At 73.4% G+C, this 15,728-nt stretch carries 13 protein-coding genes and 1 tRNA gene; 4 read left to right on the forward strand and 10 right to left on the reverse strand.

The genetic code is table 11. The features are described from left to right. Positions 1-3 precede the first annotated feature (3 nt). The gene (locus OG413_RS17220) at positions 4-2,076 is read right to left on the reverse strand and encodes a bifunctional diguanylate cyclase/phosphodiesterase (RefSeq protein ID WP_266806549.1); all 2,073 of its coding nucleotides are present in this window, start codon (positions 2,074-2,076) and stop codon (positions 4-6) included. 382 nt (positions 2,077-2,458) lie between these two features. On the opposite strand from OG413_RS17220, the gene OG413_RS17225 reads away from it, so the two are divergent. Then, positions 2,459-3,700, forward strand: a complete 1,242-nt coding sequence (locus OG413_RS17225) for a M6 family metalloprotease domain-containing protein (RefSeq protein ID WP_266806551.1) — start codon at positions 2,459-2,461, stop codon at positions 3,698-3,700. A gap of 116 nt (positions 3,701-3,816) precedes the next feature. On the opposite strand, the gene OG413_RS17230 is transcribed toward OG413_RS17225, so the two are convergent. From OG413_RS17230 to OG413_RS17260, 7 genes are all read right to left on the reverse strand, one after another. After that, a tRNA-Lys gene (locus OG413_RS17230) sits at positions 3,817-3,890 on the reverse strand. Next, positions 3,881-4,567: a hypothetical protein gene (locus OG413_RS17235; RefSeq protein ID WP_266806553.1), complete on the reverse strand. Its 687-nt coding sequence runs from the start codon at positions 4,565-4,567 to the stop codon at positions 3,881-3,883. Before OG413_RS17235 ends, OG413_RS17230 begins: the two co-directional genes overlap by 10 nt. A 228-nt stretch (positions 4,568-4,795) precedes the next feature. Next, the gene (locus OG413_RS17240) at positions 4,796-5,137 is read right to left on the reverse strand and encodes a hypothetical protein (RefSeq protein WP_266806554.1); all 342 of its coding nucleotides are present in this window, start codon (positions 5,135-5,137) and stop codon (positions 4,796-4,798) included. A gap of 104 nt (positions 5,138-5,241) precedes the next feature. Continuing rightward, positions 5,242-6,576 (reverse strand): AAA domain-containing protein, encoded by a 1,335-nt coding sequence (locus OG413_RS17245; RefSeq protein WP_266806555.1) that lies wholly within the window; start codon positions 6,574-6,576, stop codon positions 5,242-5,244. After that, positions 6,573-8,306 carry a hypothetical protein gene (locus OG413_RS17250; RefSeq protein ID WP_266806556.1) on the reverse strand — a complete coding sequence of 578 codons (1,734 nt, stop codon included), beginning with the start codon at positions 8,304-8,306 and terminating at the stop codon, positions 6,573-6,575. Before OG413_RS17250 ends, OG413_RS17245 begins: the two co-directional genes overlap by 4 nt. Beyond that, complete coding sequence (locus OG413_RS17255; RefSeq protein WP_266810208.1) at positions 8,297-9,262, reverse strand: hypothetical protein; 966 nt, start codon at positions 9,260-9,262, stop codon at positions 8,297-8,299. Before OG413_RS17255 ends, OG413_RS17250 begins: the two co-directional genes overlap by 10 nt. 106 nt (positions 9,263-9,368) lie before the next feature. Next, positions 9,369-10,355 carry a phosphatase PAP2 family protein gene (locus tag OG413_RS17260; protein WP_266806558.1) on the reverse strand — a complete coding sequence of 329 codons (987 nt, stop codon included), beginning with the start codon at positions 10,353-10,355 and terminating at the stop codon, positions 9,369-9,371. Positions 10,356-10,683: 328 nt separating this feature from the next. Here OG413_RS17260 and OG413_RS17265 point away from each other — a divergent pair, with 328 nt between their 5' ends. Next, positions 10,684-11,280, forward strand: a complete 597-nt coding sequence (locus OG413_RS17265) for a histidine phosphatase family protein (RefSeq protein ID WP_266806559.1) — start codon at positions 10,684-10,686, stop codon at positions 11,278-11,280. Between the two features lie 536 nt (positions 11,281-11,816). Here the strand turns inward: OG413_RS17265 and OG413_RS17270 are convergent. Next, entirely contained in the window at positions 11,817-13,199 is a 1,383-nt protein-coding gene (locus OG413_RS17270) for a tetratricopeptide repeat protein (protein ID WP_266806560.1), read from the reverse strand. Positions 13,200-13,647: 448 nt separating this feature from the next. On the opposite strand from OG413_RS17270, the gene OG413_RS17275 reads away from it, so the two are divergent. Continuing rightward, a complete protein-coding gene (locus OG413_RS17275; protein ID WP_266810209.1) occupies positions 13,648-14,034 on the forward strand; it encodes a hypothetical protein in 387 nt (128 codons plus the stop codon). Between the two features lie 75 nt (positions 14,035-14,109). Continuing rightward, positions 14,110-15,036 carry a spermidine synthase gene (locus OG413_RS17280; protein ID WP_266806561.1) on the forward strand — a complete coding sequence of 309 codons (927 nt, stop codon included), beginning with the start codon at positions 14,110-14,112 and terminating at the stop codon, positions 15,034-15,036. A 72-nt stretch (positions 15,037-15,108) separates the two neighbouring features. On the opposite strand, the gene OG413_RS17285 is transcribed toward OG413_RS17280, so the two are convergent. Next, a complete protein-coding gene (locus OG413_RS17285) occupies positions 15,109-15,663 on the reverse strand; it encodes a hypothetical protein (protein ID WP_266806563.1) in 555 nt (184 codons plus the stop codon). Positions 15,664-15,728 lie beyond the last annotated feature (65 nt).

The raw sequence follows: 15,728 nt of genomic DNA on the forward strand, positions 1-15,728 counted from the left end.
GCCTCACGGCAGGGGCCGCGCACCGATCAGCCCGGCGATCTGTTCCGGCGCGACCGCCCGCGAGTACAGCCACCCCTGCCCGGTGTCGCAGCCGATCCTGCGCAGCCGCTCCGCCTGCCCCGCCGTCTCCACGCACTCCGCGGTGACGGTCAGCCCCAGCCGGTGCGCCAGCTGCACCATCGCCTCGACGATCGTCTCGTCGGCGGGGCTGGGGTGGGCGCCGCCGTCGTAACGGAAGCCCCGGACGAAGGAACCGTCCAGCTTCAGCACGGAGACGGGCAGCCGGCTCAGATAGGCCAGGTTCGAATAGCCGGTGCCGAAGTCGTCGATGGCGATCCGTACGCCCATGTCGCTCAGTTCCCGGAGGGCCTGCAACGGCCGGCCCGCCGAGCCCATCACCGCGGACTCGGTCAGCTCCAGTTGCAGCAGCCCCGGCTCCAGGCCGGTGTCGGCCAGGATCTCCGCCACATCGGCGGCCAGATCGGAGTCCCAGACCTGCCGTACGGCCACGTTGACGCTGATGAACAGCGGCTGCGCGTCCGGGTGGTCCAGCTGCCAGCGCCGCGCCTGCCGGCACGCGGTGCGCAGCACCCACCGGCCGAGCTGGACGATCGAGCCGTCCTCCTCGGCGATCCCGATGAACCGGTTCGGCGCCAGCACCCCGAACTGCGGGTGGTTCCACCGGATCAGGGCCTCCACCCCGTGGACGACCCCGTCGGCCATGCCGACCAGCGGCTGGTACTCCAGCGTGAACTCACCGCGCTCCACGGCGGGCCGGAGTGTCGAGGTGAGCGCCTGGCGGGTCATGCGGTGGGCGTTGCGCTCGGGGTCGAAGAGGGTCCAGCGGGCCTTGCCGTCCGCCTTGGCCCAGTACAGCGTGGTGTCGGCGGCCTGCATCAGACCGGTGGGCGAGGTACCGGCCGAGGCCCGTTCCACCACCCCGATCGACGCGGAGACGGAGAGCCGCTGCCCGGCCAGGTCGAAGGGCCGCTGGATCGCGGTGAGCAGCGCGTGGGCGAGATCGGTGAGCTGTTGCGTGCCCGAGGAGTCCTCCACCAGGATCGCGAACTCGTCACCGCCCAGACGGGCCACCAGATGGCTGCCGCCGCGGTGGCGGGTCTCGCTCCCGGCGCAGTCGGTGAGCCGCCCGGCGACGGCCGCGAGCAGCCGGTCGCCTATCCGGTGGCCCAGGGTGTCGTTGACCGCCTTGAACCCGTCCAGGTCCAGGTAGCAGAGTCCGATACGGCCGTGCCGGGGCAGCGTGTCGTCCTGGTACGGGGTCTCCAGGGCCGTCGAGAGCCGCTCGAAGAACAGCGTCCGGTTGGGCAGCCGGGTCACCGGGTCGTGCATCTGGAGGTGGCGCAGCCGCTTCTGGAGCTCGTGCCGGTCGCTGATGTCCGCGACCGACATCAGCATCCGGCCGACGGCCGCGCCGTACGGCCTCTCCGCCCCATCCGGCCTCTCCGCCCCATCCGGCCTCTCCGCCCCATCCGGCCTCTCCGCCCCATCCGGCCTCTCCGCCCCATCCGGCCTCTCCGCCCCATCCGGCCTCTCCGCCCCATCCGGCCTCTCCGCCCCATCCGGCCTCTCCGAGCCGTCCGAGGTCTCCGTCCCGTACGAACTTTCCGCCGCGTCCGGGCTCTCCGCCCCGCGCATCGGTACGAAGGTGATCTCGGCCCACAGCGAGCGCCCGTCGGGATGTTTGAGCCGGCGGGTGCAGCGGAACCGGGAGCGCCGGCCGAGCAGCACCTCGCGGTACGCGTGCCAGGTGTGGCCGTCCGCGGCGAGGTCGACCAGGTCGGCCGCCGGCCGTGCGGCGAGGGCCGACGGGTCGGTGCCCAGCAGTCCGCCCAGCGCGTCGTTGGCGCTGACGACCTGGCCCCGCGCGTCGACCACGGCCATGGGCATCGCGGCGACCCGGAACGCGGCCCGGTAGTCGCGCAACTCGGAGGCTGTGGGTGCCACCGCCTCCGGGCCCGTGGGTGCCGCCGGGTCACGCTCCGTGACAGAAAGGGGCGTGCTGTCGGGGGATGCTGGGCCTGCCGTGGGCCTCGGCCCTTCGGAGGTTCCGCTCACCGCTCGCTCCCGCTGTGAAGGTCGTCGTGAACAGGTGGGTCGGACAGAGCGCCGGGTGGAGCGCCTGGGTGAGGGGCGGAAACCACGCGGGAAAACGTGGTGAAGCATAGAGGGTGGCGCGGCGGCCGTTCCAGCCAGTCCACCGTGGCGGGCTCCGTGTCCGCAGGGCGTTCCATCGTTCGGCGTCGATCCAGTTTGTCCGCTCGTGATCTCTTCTGTGCGGATCTGTTATTTCACGTCAGCGAATTGATCAAAGGTGACTGTCTGTGAAGGGCGGCGGTGAGCCGACCCTGACCCGAGTGGGGCAGCACAACTGGGCGTACGGCTCCGAACCGGCACAGGGTGGTCGAGGTGTCCCGCATTTCCCCATCCGGAGGTAGATGTGCCGCGTCAGCACAGACCCGGGGGAGTGGAAAGGCCGAGTCTGCGCAGTGTGGCGGCCGCTCTGACCTCTCTCATGGCGCTTGCCGCCACGTCCCTGGTCGCGGGCCCCGCGCACGCCGCCACGGGCGGCGCGGGCCCGTGCGCCCTGCCCCGGACGGCGGCGCACCACTCGCTGGGCCTGGACAGCTGGAACGGCTCCTACCCGCGCCCCGACCGCGGCCTCGACGCGGTCATGATCTTCCTCTCGTTCCCGGACTCCGAGCCCACCGTCACCCCGGAGATGCTGGCCGCCGACCACTTCCCCGCGACCACGCACTTCTTCGAGCGCGCCAGCTACGGCACCTTCACCCTCCGCCCGCACCCGCAGCGGCGCTGGACGCGGATGCCGCACCCCTCCGCCCATTACGGGATAGAGCGTGACTGGGACTCGGGGCGGCGCACCGCCTACCTGCGTGACGCGATCGCCGCCGCCGACAGCGAGGTCGACTTCTCCGCGTACGACATCGTCTATCTGGTGGCCGATCCGGACGCTCCCGGTGTCGACTCCGACGCCACCAAGGTCGTCAACTTCGACCGTCCGCTGCGCGCCGACGGTACGGACATCAAGCGCGTCGTCACCGTCTTCGAGCAGCACCCGCCGGACCGCAACGTCCTCGCGCACGAGACCGGGCACGTCTTCGACCTCGCCGACCTCTACCACCGGCCCACGGACGGCAAGGGAGACTGGGACACCTACGTCGGCGACTGGGACGTCATGGGCAGCCAGTTCGGACTGGCACCGGACCTGTTCGGCTGGCACAAGTGGAAGCTCGGCTGGCTCGACCGGCGCCAGGTGGTCTGCGTCCAGGGAACGGCCGATCTCACCCTGGAACCCATCGCCGCCGCCCCCGTGCCCGGCGGGTCCATCGGGACCCGGCTCGCCGTCGTCAGGACGGGCGAGGGCAGCGCGCTGGCCATCGAGGCCCGCAGCGCCGTCGGCAACGACAGCGCGACCTGTTCGGAGGGCGTCCTGATCTACCGGATCCGCAACGAGACGCCGTCCGGCGGCGGCCCGGTCGAGGTGATCGACACCCACCCCGACACCCAGTCCTGCTGGGACCGGTCGGTCTACCCGCCGCTCGCCGACGCCCCGCTCGGGGTCGGCGAGACGTTCACCGTGCCCGGCGAGCGGACCAGGATCGAGGTCGCCGACCGCACCCCGTCGGGCTCCTGGACGGTCCGGATCGCCACCGGAGCGTGAGGGCTGCCCCTCCCGGGCCGCGCGGCTTGCGCCTGGCTTCCGCATGACTTCCGTGCGGTTTCCGCCGAGCACACGAAGAAGCCCCCTCGCTTGAGCGAGGGGGCTTCTTCCGTCTGTGCGCCGTCAGGGACTCGAACCCCGGACCCGCTGATTAAGAGTCAGCTGCTCTAACCAACTGAGCTAACGGCGCCTGGTGACGTCGTAGACATTAGCATCCGGATCGGCCGGAGGAAAAATCGAACTCCCGTCGGCCGCCAGGGGTGCCGACCTGCCCACCCGTACGCAGGCCCAGAGCATGACGTCGGGTCCGGGAAGCCACGGACTACGGGTGTCGGGGGCGACCACCCAGCGGGGGCCGGAGCTGGTGGAAGCGCAGGTCAGGGGCGGGACGGTCACCGCGTCGCCGGTGCCGTGACAGAGGAGCGGGGGGACGGCCCTCTCCTGTCCCCGCCGCTGCTCGGGCCCTCCGGTGCCCCACTCCTCCCAGGCCAGGAGCGAGGGCAGCCGCTGGGCGGTTCCGGGGGCCGCGAACAGCATCATCCGGCCCCGGTGCGTGGCGACCGGGCCGGAGCCCGGACCCTCGGCCCAGAGCCGCTCCAGCATCCGGCGGCCGAACAGCGCGGGGACGTTCACCACGTCGAACGCGGAGCCGCACGGCAGTACGCCGGGCGAGCCGGGACGGGCTTCCCACTGGGAGAGCGTGCTGCGCGGATAGGCCGTGGCCCCGGCCAGCCACGCGGCGCCGGCCGCGGTGACCTGTGCGGCCTGATGGGTGGCCTGGTCCCGCAGCAGGGCGAAGATGTCGACGCCGTGGTGCGGGGCGGCACCGGCCTGCAGGGTCGTTTCGTCTTTCAGCCAAGCGCTCATGGGCTCAGGTCTACCGGGAGTGACGGGATCGATTCCGAGAGTTGCCAAAACCGGGACACGATGGGAGACGAGGGAGTATCTTGCCCGGCGGCATATGCCAGGGGTCGTACCCGAAGTCAACGAAAACCACCGGGTCCGCAGGCCGGTGGGGGCCACGGAGCATCAGCCAGGGCCGCCGTGTGTCCGGTCAGGGCGTCGCGGTGTCCGGTCAGGGCCTCGCGATGTCCGTCACGGCCTCGGGGTGTTCAGCAGGGACCGGCCGAACTCGATCATCTTCTTGGCATAGTCCTCGGTCCACTCCGCGCGCTCCGCGACATCCGTCACCGTCAGCCGGTCGAACCGGCGCGGGTCGGCCAGCTGGGCGGCGGCCATCGCCTGGAACTCGACCGCCCGGTCGGCCGCCGCCCGGAAGGCGTGCGTCAGCTCGGTCGCGCGGGCCAGCAGGTCCTTCGGGTCCTCCAACGACTCCAGGTCGAAGAAGTGCTCGGGATCGGCTGCCGCCTCCGACGGCTCGAAGAGCAGCGGCGCGGGACGCAGCCTCTGCCGCTCGTTCCGCTCGGGCTGTGCCATGGGATGTCCCTCCTTCGGGCGGCCGGACGGCCACCCTCCATTGTCCAACCCCGCGCAAGGGGGCTTCCCGCCCCGGTGCCCGAGGCGCGTGCGTACGCCGTCCGTCAGGGCCGCCACCGGACCCGGTGCTCCGCCAGATGGGCCAGCACCGCGTGATTCGCCTCCCATCCGTCCGGGAACTTCACCGTGACCCCCAGCTGCACCGGCTCCGTCGACGGGTGCTCGTCCAGCAGGTCCGCCACGCCCTCGCGGCACACCACGACACAGGCGTGCCGGTGGCGTGAGGCCAGCACGCACAGCCGGCCCGTCTCCAGGTGGAAGGCGGTCGCGTCCGGGCGCCCGGACAGCGGATGCAGGACCACCGTCACATCGAACTCGCGGCCCTGGAGCCGGTTCGCCGTGTCCACCGACACCCCCGTGACGCCCAGCTCCGCGAGCGCCGCCCGGACCGCCGCCGCCTGATCGCGGTGGGCCGTGCCGACCGCGACCCGGTCCGGCGTCACCGGGACCGGGTCCTCGGACCGCTCGCTCGTCGCGACGCCGCCCCGGTCCAGCATCCGGCGCACCACTCGGGCCACCGCCCGTACCGCCTCCGGGTCGGTGCGCGGGGTGTGTCTGGCCGGCAGTTCCAGCAGCGCCCAGCCGGACTCCGCCGCCTCGTCCAGCACCCGGTCCGGGCCCGAACCGTCCGACGCCACCCCGAACGAGAGCCGCCGGTCCCCGTGGCCCGTACCGCTGCGGAACGGGGTGTACGGGTAGAACGCGTCCGAGACCAGCGGCGCGGCCGACGCGGGCAGCCGCCAGGACACCGGCAGCCGGTGCTGCGGCAGCCGCGGATTGTGCGCGAGCAGCGTGGAGACCGCGCTCGCCGAGGGGTCGTAGCTCAGCCCCGCCCACTGGTCCGCGCCGACGATCGAGAACGGGTCCAACTGGCCGGGGTCGCCGACGAACAGCGCCCGCTCGAAGAGCCCGGCGACGGCCAGCAGCGCGTCCGAACGCATCTGGTACGCCTCGTCCACGATCGCGTGCCCCCACGGCTCCACGTTCTTCACGTGCGCCCACTTGGCGGCCGTCGAGATGACCACGTCGAGCCCGGCCAGATCCGCCGCCTTCGCCGACTTCCGTACGTTGGCCAGGCCGTCCAGCACCTTGTCGTACGGGTCGGAGTCGTTGCTGTGCAACCGGCCCACCGGCAGCCCCGGGTCCTTCTCCGCCAGCCGCACCACGAGATCGTCGACCTGTGCGTTGGTCTGCGCGATCACCATCAACGGGCGTCCCGCGGCGGCCAGTTCGAGCGCGGCGCGGACCACGAGGGTCGACTTTCCGGCGCCCGGCGGCGAATCCACGACGATGCCGCGCGACGTGCCGCGCAGGGTGTCGCCGAGAATCGCGTCGGTCGCCCGCGCCGCCTCGGCGCCCGGGTCGAACGTGGCCGTCACAGCAGGTCCTCGGGGGTCACGGGGTCGGGATGCTCACGCAGGTCGTCGGCCGCGCCCGGCGGGCCGCCATGGGTCCACGGGGTCTCCTCCGGGTCCGGCAGCTTCGGGCCGCCACGCTGATCGTGCTCGAACAGCGTCCAGGCGATCCGGTCGCCCGGCTCCGGCACCGAACCGGGTGCCGGTTCCCTGCCCCGCCCCATCCGGTCCAGGATCCGCAGCACCAGCAGGATCTCGCCCGCCTCGTCCGTCCCGTCGCCCCCGGCACCGTCCGCGGTGTCTACGGCGTTTCCGTCGTTCCCGCCATCCCCGCCATCCCCGCCATCCCCGCCATCCCCGCCGTCCCCGGCAGCCCCGGCAGCCCCGGCAGCCCCGGTGGCGTACCCCGCGAACTCCGCGGTCTGCGGCTTGCCGTCCAGCGAGCGGTACACCTTGGTCCGCTCGCCCAGGTGCGGGCGCTCGGCCGTACGGACCGTGACCAGGGGGCGCGGTGAGGGCCGCTTCGACTCGCTGTACGCCATCTCCACCTCGGTCACCTCCGCGAGGAACGCCTCGCCCGACAGCCGCCGTCCGGCGAGCACCAACGGATCGTCCAGCGCCTCCTGCGCGTCCAACTGCGCCTGGGCCGTCTCCCGCGAGGCCAGCTTCTGCGCCGCCGTCACCGCGTCGTCCCGGCGCGGCTGCGGCGGCTCACCGGAGCGCACCCGGTCCCGGTGGCCGGTGAACGACCAGCGGTCCCGGGTCCACCGGTCCTCGGCCCTGGCCCCCTCGGGCAGCTCCCGCAGCAGATCGAGCCCCCGCCACACGGCGTCCCAGGTGGGCAGCAGCACCCCGGCCAGCAGCGAACGGATCTCCCGCTCGGCGGAACTCAGCTCACCCAGCCGGGCATCCGCCGCGAGCCCGTCCTCGGCGGCGGCCAGCGAGGTGCGCGCCCGGTCGTACTTCTCGATCGCGGGCGCCAGCAGCCGGTTGTCGAACGCCGGGTCGGTGGCCGGTCCGGCGGGCGGACACAGCAACTGGCCCTCCCCGTCCCGCGCCAGCTCCGCACGGAGCGCCGCCTCCGCCCCCGACTCGCCCGCCGACGGGTCGATCCAGGCGAGCAGCGCCCCCAGATGCTGGTCCTCCAGACTGCTCTGCCCGGTCGCCCAGTGCCGGTTCAGCAGATCGGTGGTGGCGAGCAGCAGCGAGGAGCCCGGCACCCGGGCGCGCTCCCCGTAGTGCGTCAGCCAGCGGCCGAGCAGGGGCACCCGTGGGGGCGCCGGATAGGGGGTGCCGGGATCGTCCTCGGCGGTCCGCCGGAAACGCATCGACCGCCCCAGCAGCCGGACGAACTCGATGCCCGCGCGGCTCGGCACGATCAACTGGGCCGCGTCCGCGCACAGTTCGACCTCGACCTTGACCTTCTTGCCGGTCTCGGGGTCGACCTCGCTGCGCTCGGCCGGCTCGACGACGTCCGCGTACCCCTCGATGTGCGGCAGGATCGACTCGGCCAGCTCCGCCAGGAAGGCGAACCGCAGGTCCCGGTCGCGCGGCTGGGCGACGGCCAGCAGCCGGGGCGCCTCGCGGTCCGTCCCGACCAGCGCCCCCAGCGGGGCGCCCGCCTCACCGGCGGTGGTCAGCGGCACCAGCACCAGGGGCGCGGCGGTGAGATGGCGGTGGCGGACGGTGGCCATCGGCTGCGCACGGCCGCTCTCCACGGCCTCCAGCCGGGCCAGCGTGTTGATCAGCGACATGCGGCCGCGCCCTCCAGTGCCTCCGCGCGCAGGGCCGCGGCCCTGCGCAGCGCGGCGACCGTGGGGTCGGCCGGGTCGCCCTCCTTGCCCGCCGCGGCGGCCAGGACCCCGGCCACCGTCGTCAGCCCGCCCAGCTCACCCCGTACGCTCCGGCCCAGCGACTCCACCGCGCCCTCGGCACGGGACTTCGCCCGGCAGTGGAAGGCCAGCTCGCACGCGGCCAGGCATTCCGGGGCGTACGCCGCGGTGACCGATTCGACCGCGGCGTCGAGCTCCCGCGGGGAGCACTCCGGGTCGAACGTCGTCCCCTCGGGCAGCGTCGCCGCGATGTCCTCGATGCGGGTCAGCCGGGTCAGCTGGCGGCGGGTGACGGCGCGCTGCTTGCGTACGTCCACGACCGAGGCGGTCGGCAGGTTGGAGAAGTCCTTCGGGCAGACCAGCAGCACCCGGTGCCCGACCTCGGCGCCCTCGGTCAGCGCCGCGACCCGCTCCAGGGCCAGCACATAGACGGCGGACTGGCGGGCCGCCGCGCCGACCTTCGCGGCATCGGCGGAACCGTCGATCATGGGGAAGGACTTGATCTCGACGACCGTCCACCGGCCGTCGGGGTGCACCACCACCGCGTCCGGCTCCAGATAGGCGGGCGATCCCGCCACCTCCAGGGCCAGCATCGGGTGGTCCAGCAGGGTCCAGCCGCCCGCCGTCGTCGCCTCCCGCAGGGCGAGCGCGGTGCGCGCCGCGCGGCCCTCGGGTCCGGCCGCCGCCAGATCGGGCACCCGCACCTCGGCCGGCGCCTCGGCACCGCCGCCGAGGCGTTCGTGCAGCAGGCGCAGCAGCTCCGTACCGCCGTCGGCCTTGACCTTCGCCTCGAACGCGTTGCCCCGCATGAAGGCGAACTGGGACTGGCCGAACGGGGCGGGGGAGCCGAGAGCGGTGGCGAGCACGGCCTTGTCCACCCCGGCGCCGTCGAGCAGCGCCCGGCGTTTGCAGCCGGGGTTGGCGGCGAGGGCGGCCAGCGCGCGGGCGTCGAGCGGGTGCGGTGCGACGGACGGGCCGCGCAGTTCAGCGAGCCGCTGCCGGAGCGTCGTCGCTCTCCGCCGCGTCGCTCCGTGCGGCGTCGATCGCTGCCGCGTCGCTTCGTCCGGCGTCGCTTCGTGTCGCGTCGGTGGAATCTGCGGAGGTGGTCCGCTGGCCGGGGATTCGCTCACCCGCGGAAGTCTTGCATCCGGCACTGACAATCGGGGACTTCGTCGCCCGGGAGGCCGCGGCGACAGGGGCGGAAGCCGCCCGGAACCGGTCCTTGACCCGGTCCGCCAGCCGCATCACCGGCCTGGTCAGCAGTGCTCCGAGGCCCATCACGGCGGCACCCGCGACGGCGTCGAGGAAATAGTGGTTGGCGGTGCCCATCACCACGAAAGTGGTCAGCAGCGGGTAGGCGATACCCGCGGCCCGTATGAGGGGGTGACGGCCGTGGCGCCACAGCAGGACCCCGCACCACACGGCCCAGCCCACGTGCAGACTGGGCATCGCCGCGTACTGGTTGGTCATTCCGCTGAGCCCGCGCGGCGCGCTCGCGCCGGTGCCCCACCAGCCGTACGAGCTGTACTGGGCCATCGTGTCGACGAACCCGTATCCGGCGTCCAGCAGCCGGGGCGGGCAGGTCGGCATCAGCGTGAAGCCGATCATGCCCAGCAGGGTCGAGGTCATCAGCCAGGTCCTGGCCGCCCGGTAGGCGGCCGACCTGCGCCGGAACATCCATATGAGGACGGCCGGGGTGACCAGGTAGTGCAGGGAGGCGTACGCGAAGTCGGCGGGTATCCCGAGCGACGGGGTGTCGGTCAGCAGCCGGTTGAGCGGGTGCTCGGCGTTGATGTGGAGCGCCTGCTCCAGGCGGAGGATGGCCAGGCCGTGGTCGACCGCCGTCGACACATCGCCGCGGACCACGAGCCGTCCCGCCGAGTACAGCGCGTACACCACCGCTATCAGTGGCAGTTCCGTCCACCAGCGGGGCCGGTGGCCGGGCACGGGCGCGGCAGTGGCGTGCGGCATCCGGTAGCTCTCCCCATGTTCATGCGGCCGACGGCGGGCGTTCAACCGTACGGTGGTCGTGAGCCGCCGTTCCCCCCGGGGGGTCCCTTTCGGACGCCCCGTACACACGCGGTTCCCGTCGTGGTCGGACCGAGGCACGGGACTGCTCAGGGTGGGACGCGGTTACGGCCCCGGAGGTTGCCTGCCGGGCACGTGAGAGATGATGGAGCGGGACGAATCGGCTCCGTCCTCGACCGAGCCCGGAGCCGTGTCGCCGTCCCTCCGTAGCCGTCCCGGCCACCGCAGTCCGGGACCTGTTCACCGTTCCACCGTTTCAGGGAGAGCCGTCATGGCACCGCGAATCCTGCTCGCCCGGCATGGCCAGACCCAGTGGTCCGTCCAGGGCAATCACACCGGCAGGACGGACATCCCGCTCCTCGACTTCGGCCGTGCGGGCGCGAAGCTGCTCGGCGCGCGGCTGCACGAGGAGCCCTGGGCGGGGCTCCCCGGGGTGGAGGTGCGGACCAGCCCGCTCGTCCGGGCCGCCGAGACCTGCGAGATCGCCGGGTTCGGGGAGCGTGCCGAGCCGTGGGACGCGCTGATGGAGTGGGACTACGGGGCGTACGAGGGGCTGACCCCGGCGCAGATCCGGGCGGACCGGCCGGACTGGCTGATCTGGCGCGACGGTGTGCCGGAGGGGGAGACGACGGCGGAGATCTCCGCCCGCGCCGACGAGATCGTCGACTGGGCGCGCTCGGCGGACCGGGACGTCCTGGTCTTCGCCCACGGGCACATCCTGCGGGCGCTGGGGGCGCGGTGGCTGGGCGAGGACGTGTCCTTCGGGGCCAGGATCAGGCTGGATCCGACGTCGCTGTCGGTGCTGGGGTGGGCGTACGGGATGCCGGCGGTGGAACGCTGGAACGACACGGGCCACCTGCACCAGTAGCTGCGCGGCGCCTGCCTTTGGCCCGTCCGCTTGCGCGGGGGCAGGGCGCACCTACTCAGCCGGTCCGGCGTTTGAGGACGGAACCTTTGTGTGGGGGCGGGGCGTACCTACTCGGCCCGTCCGGCGTTTGAGGACGGGACCCTTGTGTGGGGGCGGGGCGTACCTACTCGGCCCGTCCGGCGTTTGAGGACGGGACCCTTGTGTGGGGGCGGGGCGTACCTACTCAGCCCGTCCGGCGATTGAGGACGGAACCCTTGTGCCGGGGGTGGCGCACCTTCGCGGTCCTGCGGGGCCGGGCGGCCTGATTTCGTACCCGGGGACGTGCTCACCGGTTCCGTCCTCAATCGCCGGACGGGCTGGAATGGGTGCGCGCCCGGAATGTAGGGGGCCCCGGACGCCGGGCGGCCTGATTTCGTACCCGGGGACGTGCTTACCGGTTCCGTCCTCAATCGCCGGACGGGCTGGAATGGGTGCGCGCCCGGAATGTAGGGGCCCCCGGACGCCGGACGGGCTGAGATGGGTGCGCCCGGAACGTCTCAGTGGCGGTCGCGGTCTGCGTGGCGGGTCAGGAACGTGGCTACCCCCGCCGCCCCACCCCGCGGCTCCAGCACCCGGGCCGCCCCCGCCAGCATTCCGCGGATCCGGGAGGAACGGACCCGGTCCAGCAGGTCCAGCGCCTGGTGGCCCGTCGACGCCGCCTCGTCGGCCAGGCCCGCCCGTGCCAGGTCACCCGTCAGCTGGGCCCGGTACAGCGCCAGGTTCCTGGTGAAGTGCGCGTCCTGGAGCGCCACCGCACGCCGCCCGTGCCGGGCCGCCCGGGACCAGTCGCCCAGTGCCGACCAGCACTGCGCCTCCAGCAGTTCCAGCTCCGCGTCCCGGAAGAAGGTCATCCACTCCGGATCGGCGGCGGCCGGCCCCCGCTCGAACGCGGCACGGGCGCGGCCGATCGCCCGGTCGCACCCCGTCCGGTCGCCGAGCCCCGCCCGGCCCCCCGCCTCCCGCAGTGCGAGCAGCGCCAGCAGCCGGGGCGAGCCGAGCGCGCGGGCGGCCCGCTGTCCGGCCTCCGCCGCACGCACCGCCTCCCGGGGCCGCCCGGTGTCCCGCGCCAGGAACGACGCGTTGCAGAACGCGTGCGCCTCCAGCGCCGCGTCACCGGCCAGCCGGGCCATGGCGAGCGCCTCCGCGTAGTGCGAGCGCGCGTCGTCGAACCGGCCCGAGTCGTGCGCCAGCCACCCCACCGAGATCGCCAGCTCACCCGCGCCCGCGTGCAGCCGGTCCGCGGTGGCACGCCGCGTCGTGGTCCCGGAGTCCAGCAGCGCGTAAGCCGCACGCAGCGGCCGGCCCGCCCGCCGGTAGAGTCCGTCGCCGCCGTGCCGGTCGTCCAGCAGCCGGATCTGCCGCACCGCCTTCTCGACGGCGGCCACCTCCGCCTCGCCGACCCGGCGCTGCGCGGGCAGGAGGACCGGGGCGGCAGCCGCGCGGGTGCCGTCGAAGCTCAGGGACGCGGCCGCCACCGTGGCGGTACCGCTCGTCATGAACACGCGACGCAGCACGTCGCTCTCCTCGTCGATGTCGATGTCGCCGCGGCCCGTGGCGGGCGGGGGAAGGGGCGGGGGTGGAGAGGGCGAGGGCGCCGGGACCGTGTCGCGCGCCCCCCTCCCGCGTACGGCCTCGCGGGCCGAGAACCCCAGGTCGGCCAGGGACGACCCGGGGAACATGTGCAGGAAGACCCGTTCGTACGCGTAGTTGGGACAGCGGATCTCGCCGGACTCCACGCGCCCGATGTACCGGGCATCGCACGCGACGTGTTCGCCGATCTCGCGGGCGGCCCTGCGGACGGCCGCCGCGAACTCCCCCGCCGAACGCCGGCCGCGCAGTTGGCGGAAGACGACGTTGGGAACTGCCCCTGTCGACACCATGGCTGGCCCTCTCCGGTGCGGCCGGGCTCCTGTGTTCAGGTGTCCCGGCGGGGCAAGAACGTACCTGGTGTGACGAACCACATACACAGAGTTTCCCTACAAAAGGGATAACTCCCCCCTGATCCGCCATGAACTGCCACCCTTTGCGGCGGCGTGGCGCCGTAGCCCTTGACGCTGTCTGCGCGTTGGTCCACATGGAGACGGAGTGTGGCTCCGTTCGGCGATGAGAGGAGGGGTTCCCTTGCTGCATCTCGGCTCGGAGACCGGCTCACGTACGACCGCGACGAACTCGACGGGCACGACGACGAATCCGATGGCCGTGGCGGCGAACCCGACGGCCGTGGCGGCCGATCCGGCGGCAACAACGACGCATCCCGCAGTTCCGACGACGCATCCCGCAGGCCCGGCAACGCACCCCGCAGGTCCGACAACCCATCCCACGGGTCAGGTGGCGGCTTCGCCGACCCCCGAGGCCGGATCCGCCGAGGAACCCTGCGACCTGGTCACCGTCCCGTCCCGCCAGGGCCTGGAGGCCGTGGACATCCTGCGCCGCGGCGCCGACCAGGAGCCGGTCGGCCCGGTGCTGCACGACGGGGCCTGCGACACCCTGGGATTCCTGGTGCCGCCGGGCACCGCCGAGGCATGGGACGTACCGGGCAGTGCCTGTACGTCCACGAACGGCCGCGGGCTGCGCATCCCCGCCGAGCCGCCCGTCTCCGGTTCCGGCTGGCTGCTGCCGCCCGCTGACGACGCCCCGGTCACCGACCCGGCCGCGCTCCGGGCCGCGCTCGACCAGGCGGCCCGGGTGATCGAAGCGGCCGACAACTGCAGCTGAGCCCATAATGGCCGGACGGGCGGATCTGCCGCCGTTGCCGGTACCCCGGGCCCCCATCAGCGAGGATCAGCGAACGTGGCACGTCGAGGAGCGCCGGCCGGGGGCGCGGGCGCACGGAAGGGTTCCGCGCGCAAGCAGGAGCGCCGGACCGGCAAGGGAGAGCGGGCCGAGACGTCCGAGACGTCCGAGGCGGTGGACGGCGGCCTCGCCGAGCTGATACCCGACCGGGAACGGCCGCACGGCTGGACCCTGCTGCTGGACGGCGCACCCCAGTCGCACGTGGATCTCGACGACCCCACGTACCTCTCCTTCGAGTACCAGCGCAGGATCGGCCACATCATCGACCTCGCCGCCCCCGCGCAGCAGCCGCTGCACGTCCTTCATCTGGGCGGCGGCGCCTTCACCCTCGCCCGTTACGTCGCGGCGACCCGCCCCCGCTCCACCCAGCAGATCGTCGAGGTCGACGCCGCCCTCGTCCAACTGGTGCGCAGGGAACTCCCGCTGGACCCGCAGGCCCGGATCAGGGTCCGCTCCACGGACGCCCGCGCCGGGCTCGGCAAGATCCAGGACGGCTGGGCCGACCTCGTCATCGCCGATGTGTTCAGCGGGGCCCGTACCCCCGCCCATCTCACCTCAGCCGAATTCCTCGCCGAGGTGCGCCGGGTCCTGAAGCCGGGTGGACAGTACGTCGCCAATCTCGCCGACGGGCCGCCGCTGGCCCACCTGCGCGGCCAGATCGCCACCGCCGCCACCGCCTTCCCGGAACTGGCGCTCGCCGCCGACCCGACCGTGTGGCGCGGCCGTCGCTTCGGCAACGCGGTGCTGCTCGCCTCGGACCTGCCGCTCGCGGTCGCCGAACTGACCCGCCGGGTCGCGAGCGATCCGCACCCCGGCCGCGTCGAACACGGGCGGGCGCTCGCGGACTTCACCGGAGGCGCCGCCGTCGTCACGGACGAGGCCGCCAAACCGTCCCCGGCACCGCCGCCCTCGGCCTTCACATAGCGCCAGGGGACGCGTACGCACGACCCGGCCCGGCATCCCCGCGCACCCCGCCCGGCATCCCCGCGCACCCGCCTACGGGTCGACGATCTGCACCGTCGGCGGATGACCGTTCCAGGTGCAGAACACCGAGTACGTCGCCTCGCCCCCGTCACTGAAGTTCACCCGGATCCAGGCCGCGTTCGTCCAGACCTGCATCGACCAGCCCGGCTCCGGGGTCGCCGAGACCAGTTTCGCCGCGTCGCTCCCCAGCTCGAAGACGACCCGGCCCCCGTCCGTGCGGTACCCCTTCACCTCGCCCGCGGGCGCCGACCTCCTCGCCGGGGTGCCGGACGGCTGCCGGGACGGCCGGGCGGACGACGGCGACGACGTGGCGTCCGGGCCCGAGGTCTCCGGGCCGGAGGTGCGCGGCGACGGGGGAGGGGCGGCCCGGTGTGTCGAGGACGACACCGGCTCCCGGTCGGCCTCTTCGGGCCCCTCGGGAGCCCGCGAGCCCACCGCGATCGGAACGGCGCGCGGAGGGTCGTACGCCGTCCCCGCCATCACCGTGTGCACGCCCCACCACGACAGCGTGACCGCCGCCCCGGTGGCGAGCGACCACGCGATCGCGTGTACGAGTCCTCGTTGCATCCGGGACATCCTGCACCACCCGGGCCCGTGCTGTCCCCGTACCTCCGGCGGCGGGACCGGGGGCC

It is taken from the genome of Streptomyces sp. NBC_01433 (assembly GCF_026340105.1).
Classification (GTDB): domain Bacteria; phylum Actinomycetota; class Actinomycetes; order Streptomycetales; family Streptomycetaceae; genus Streptomyces.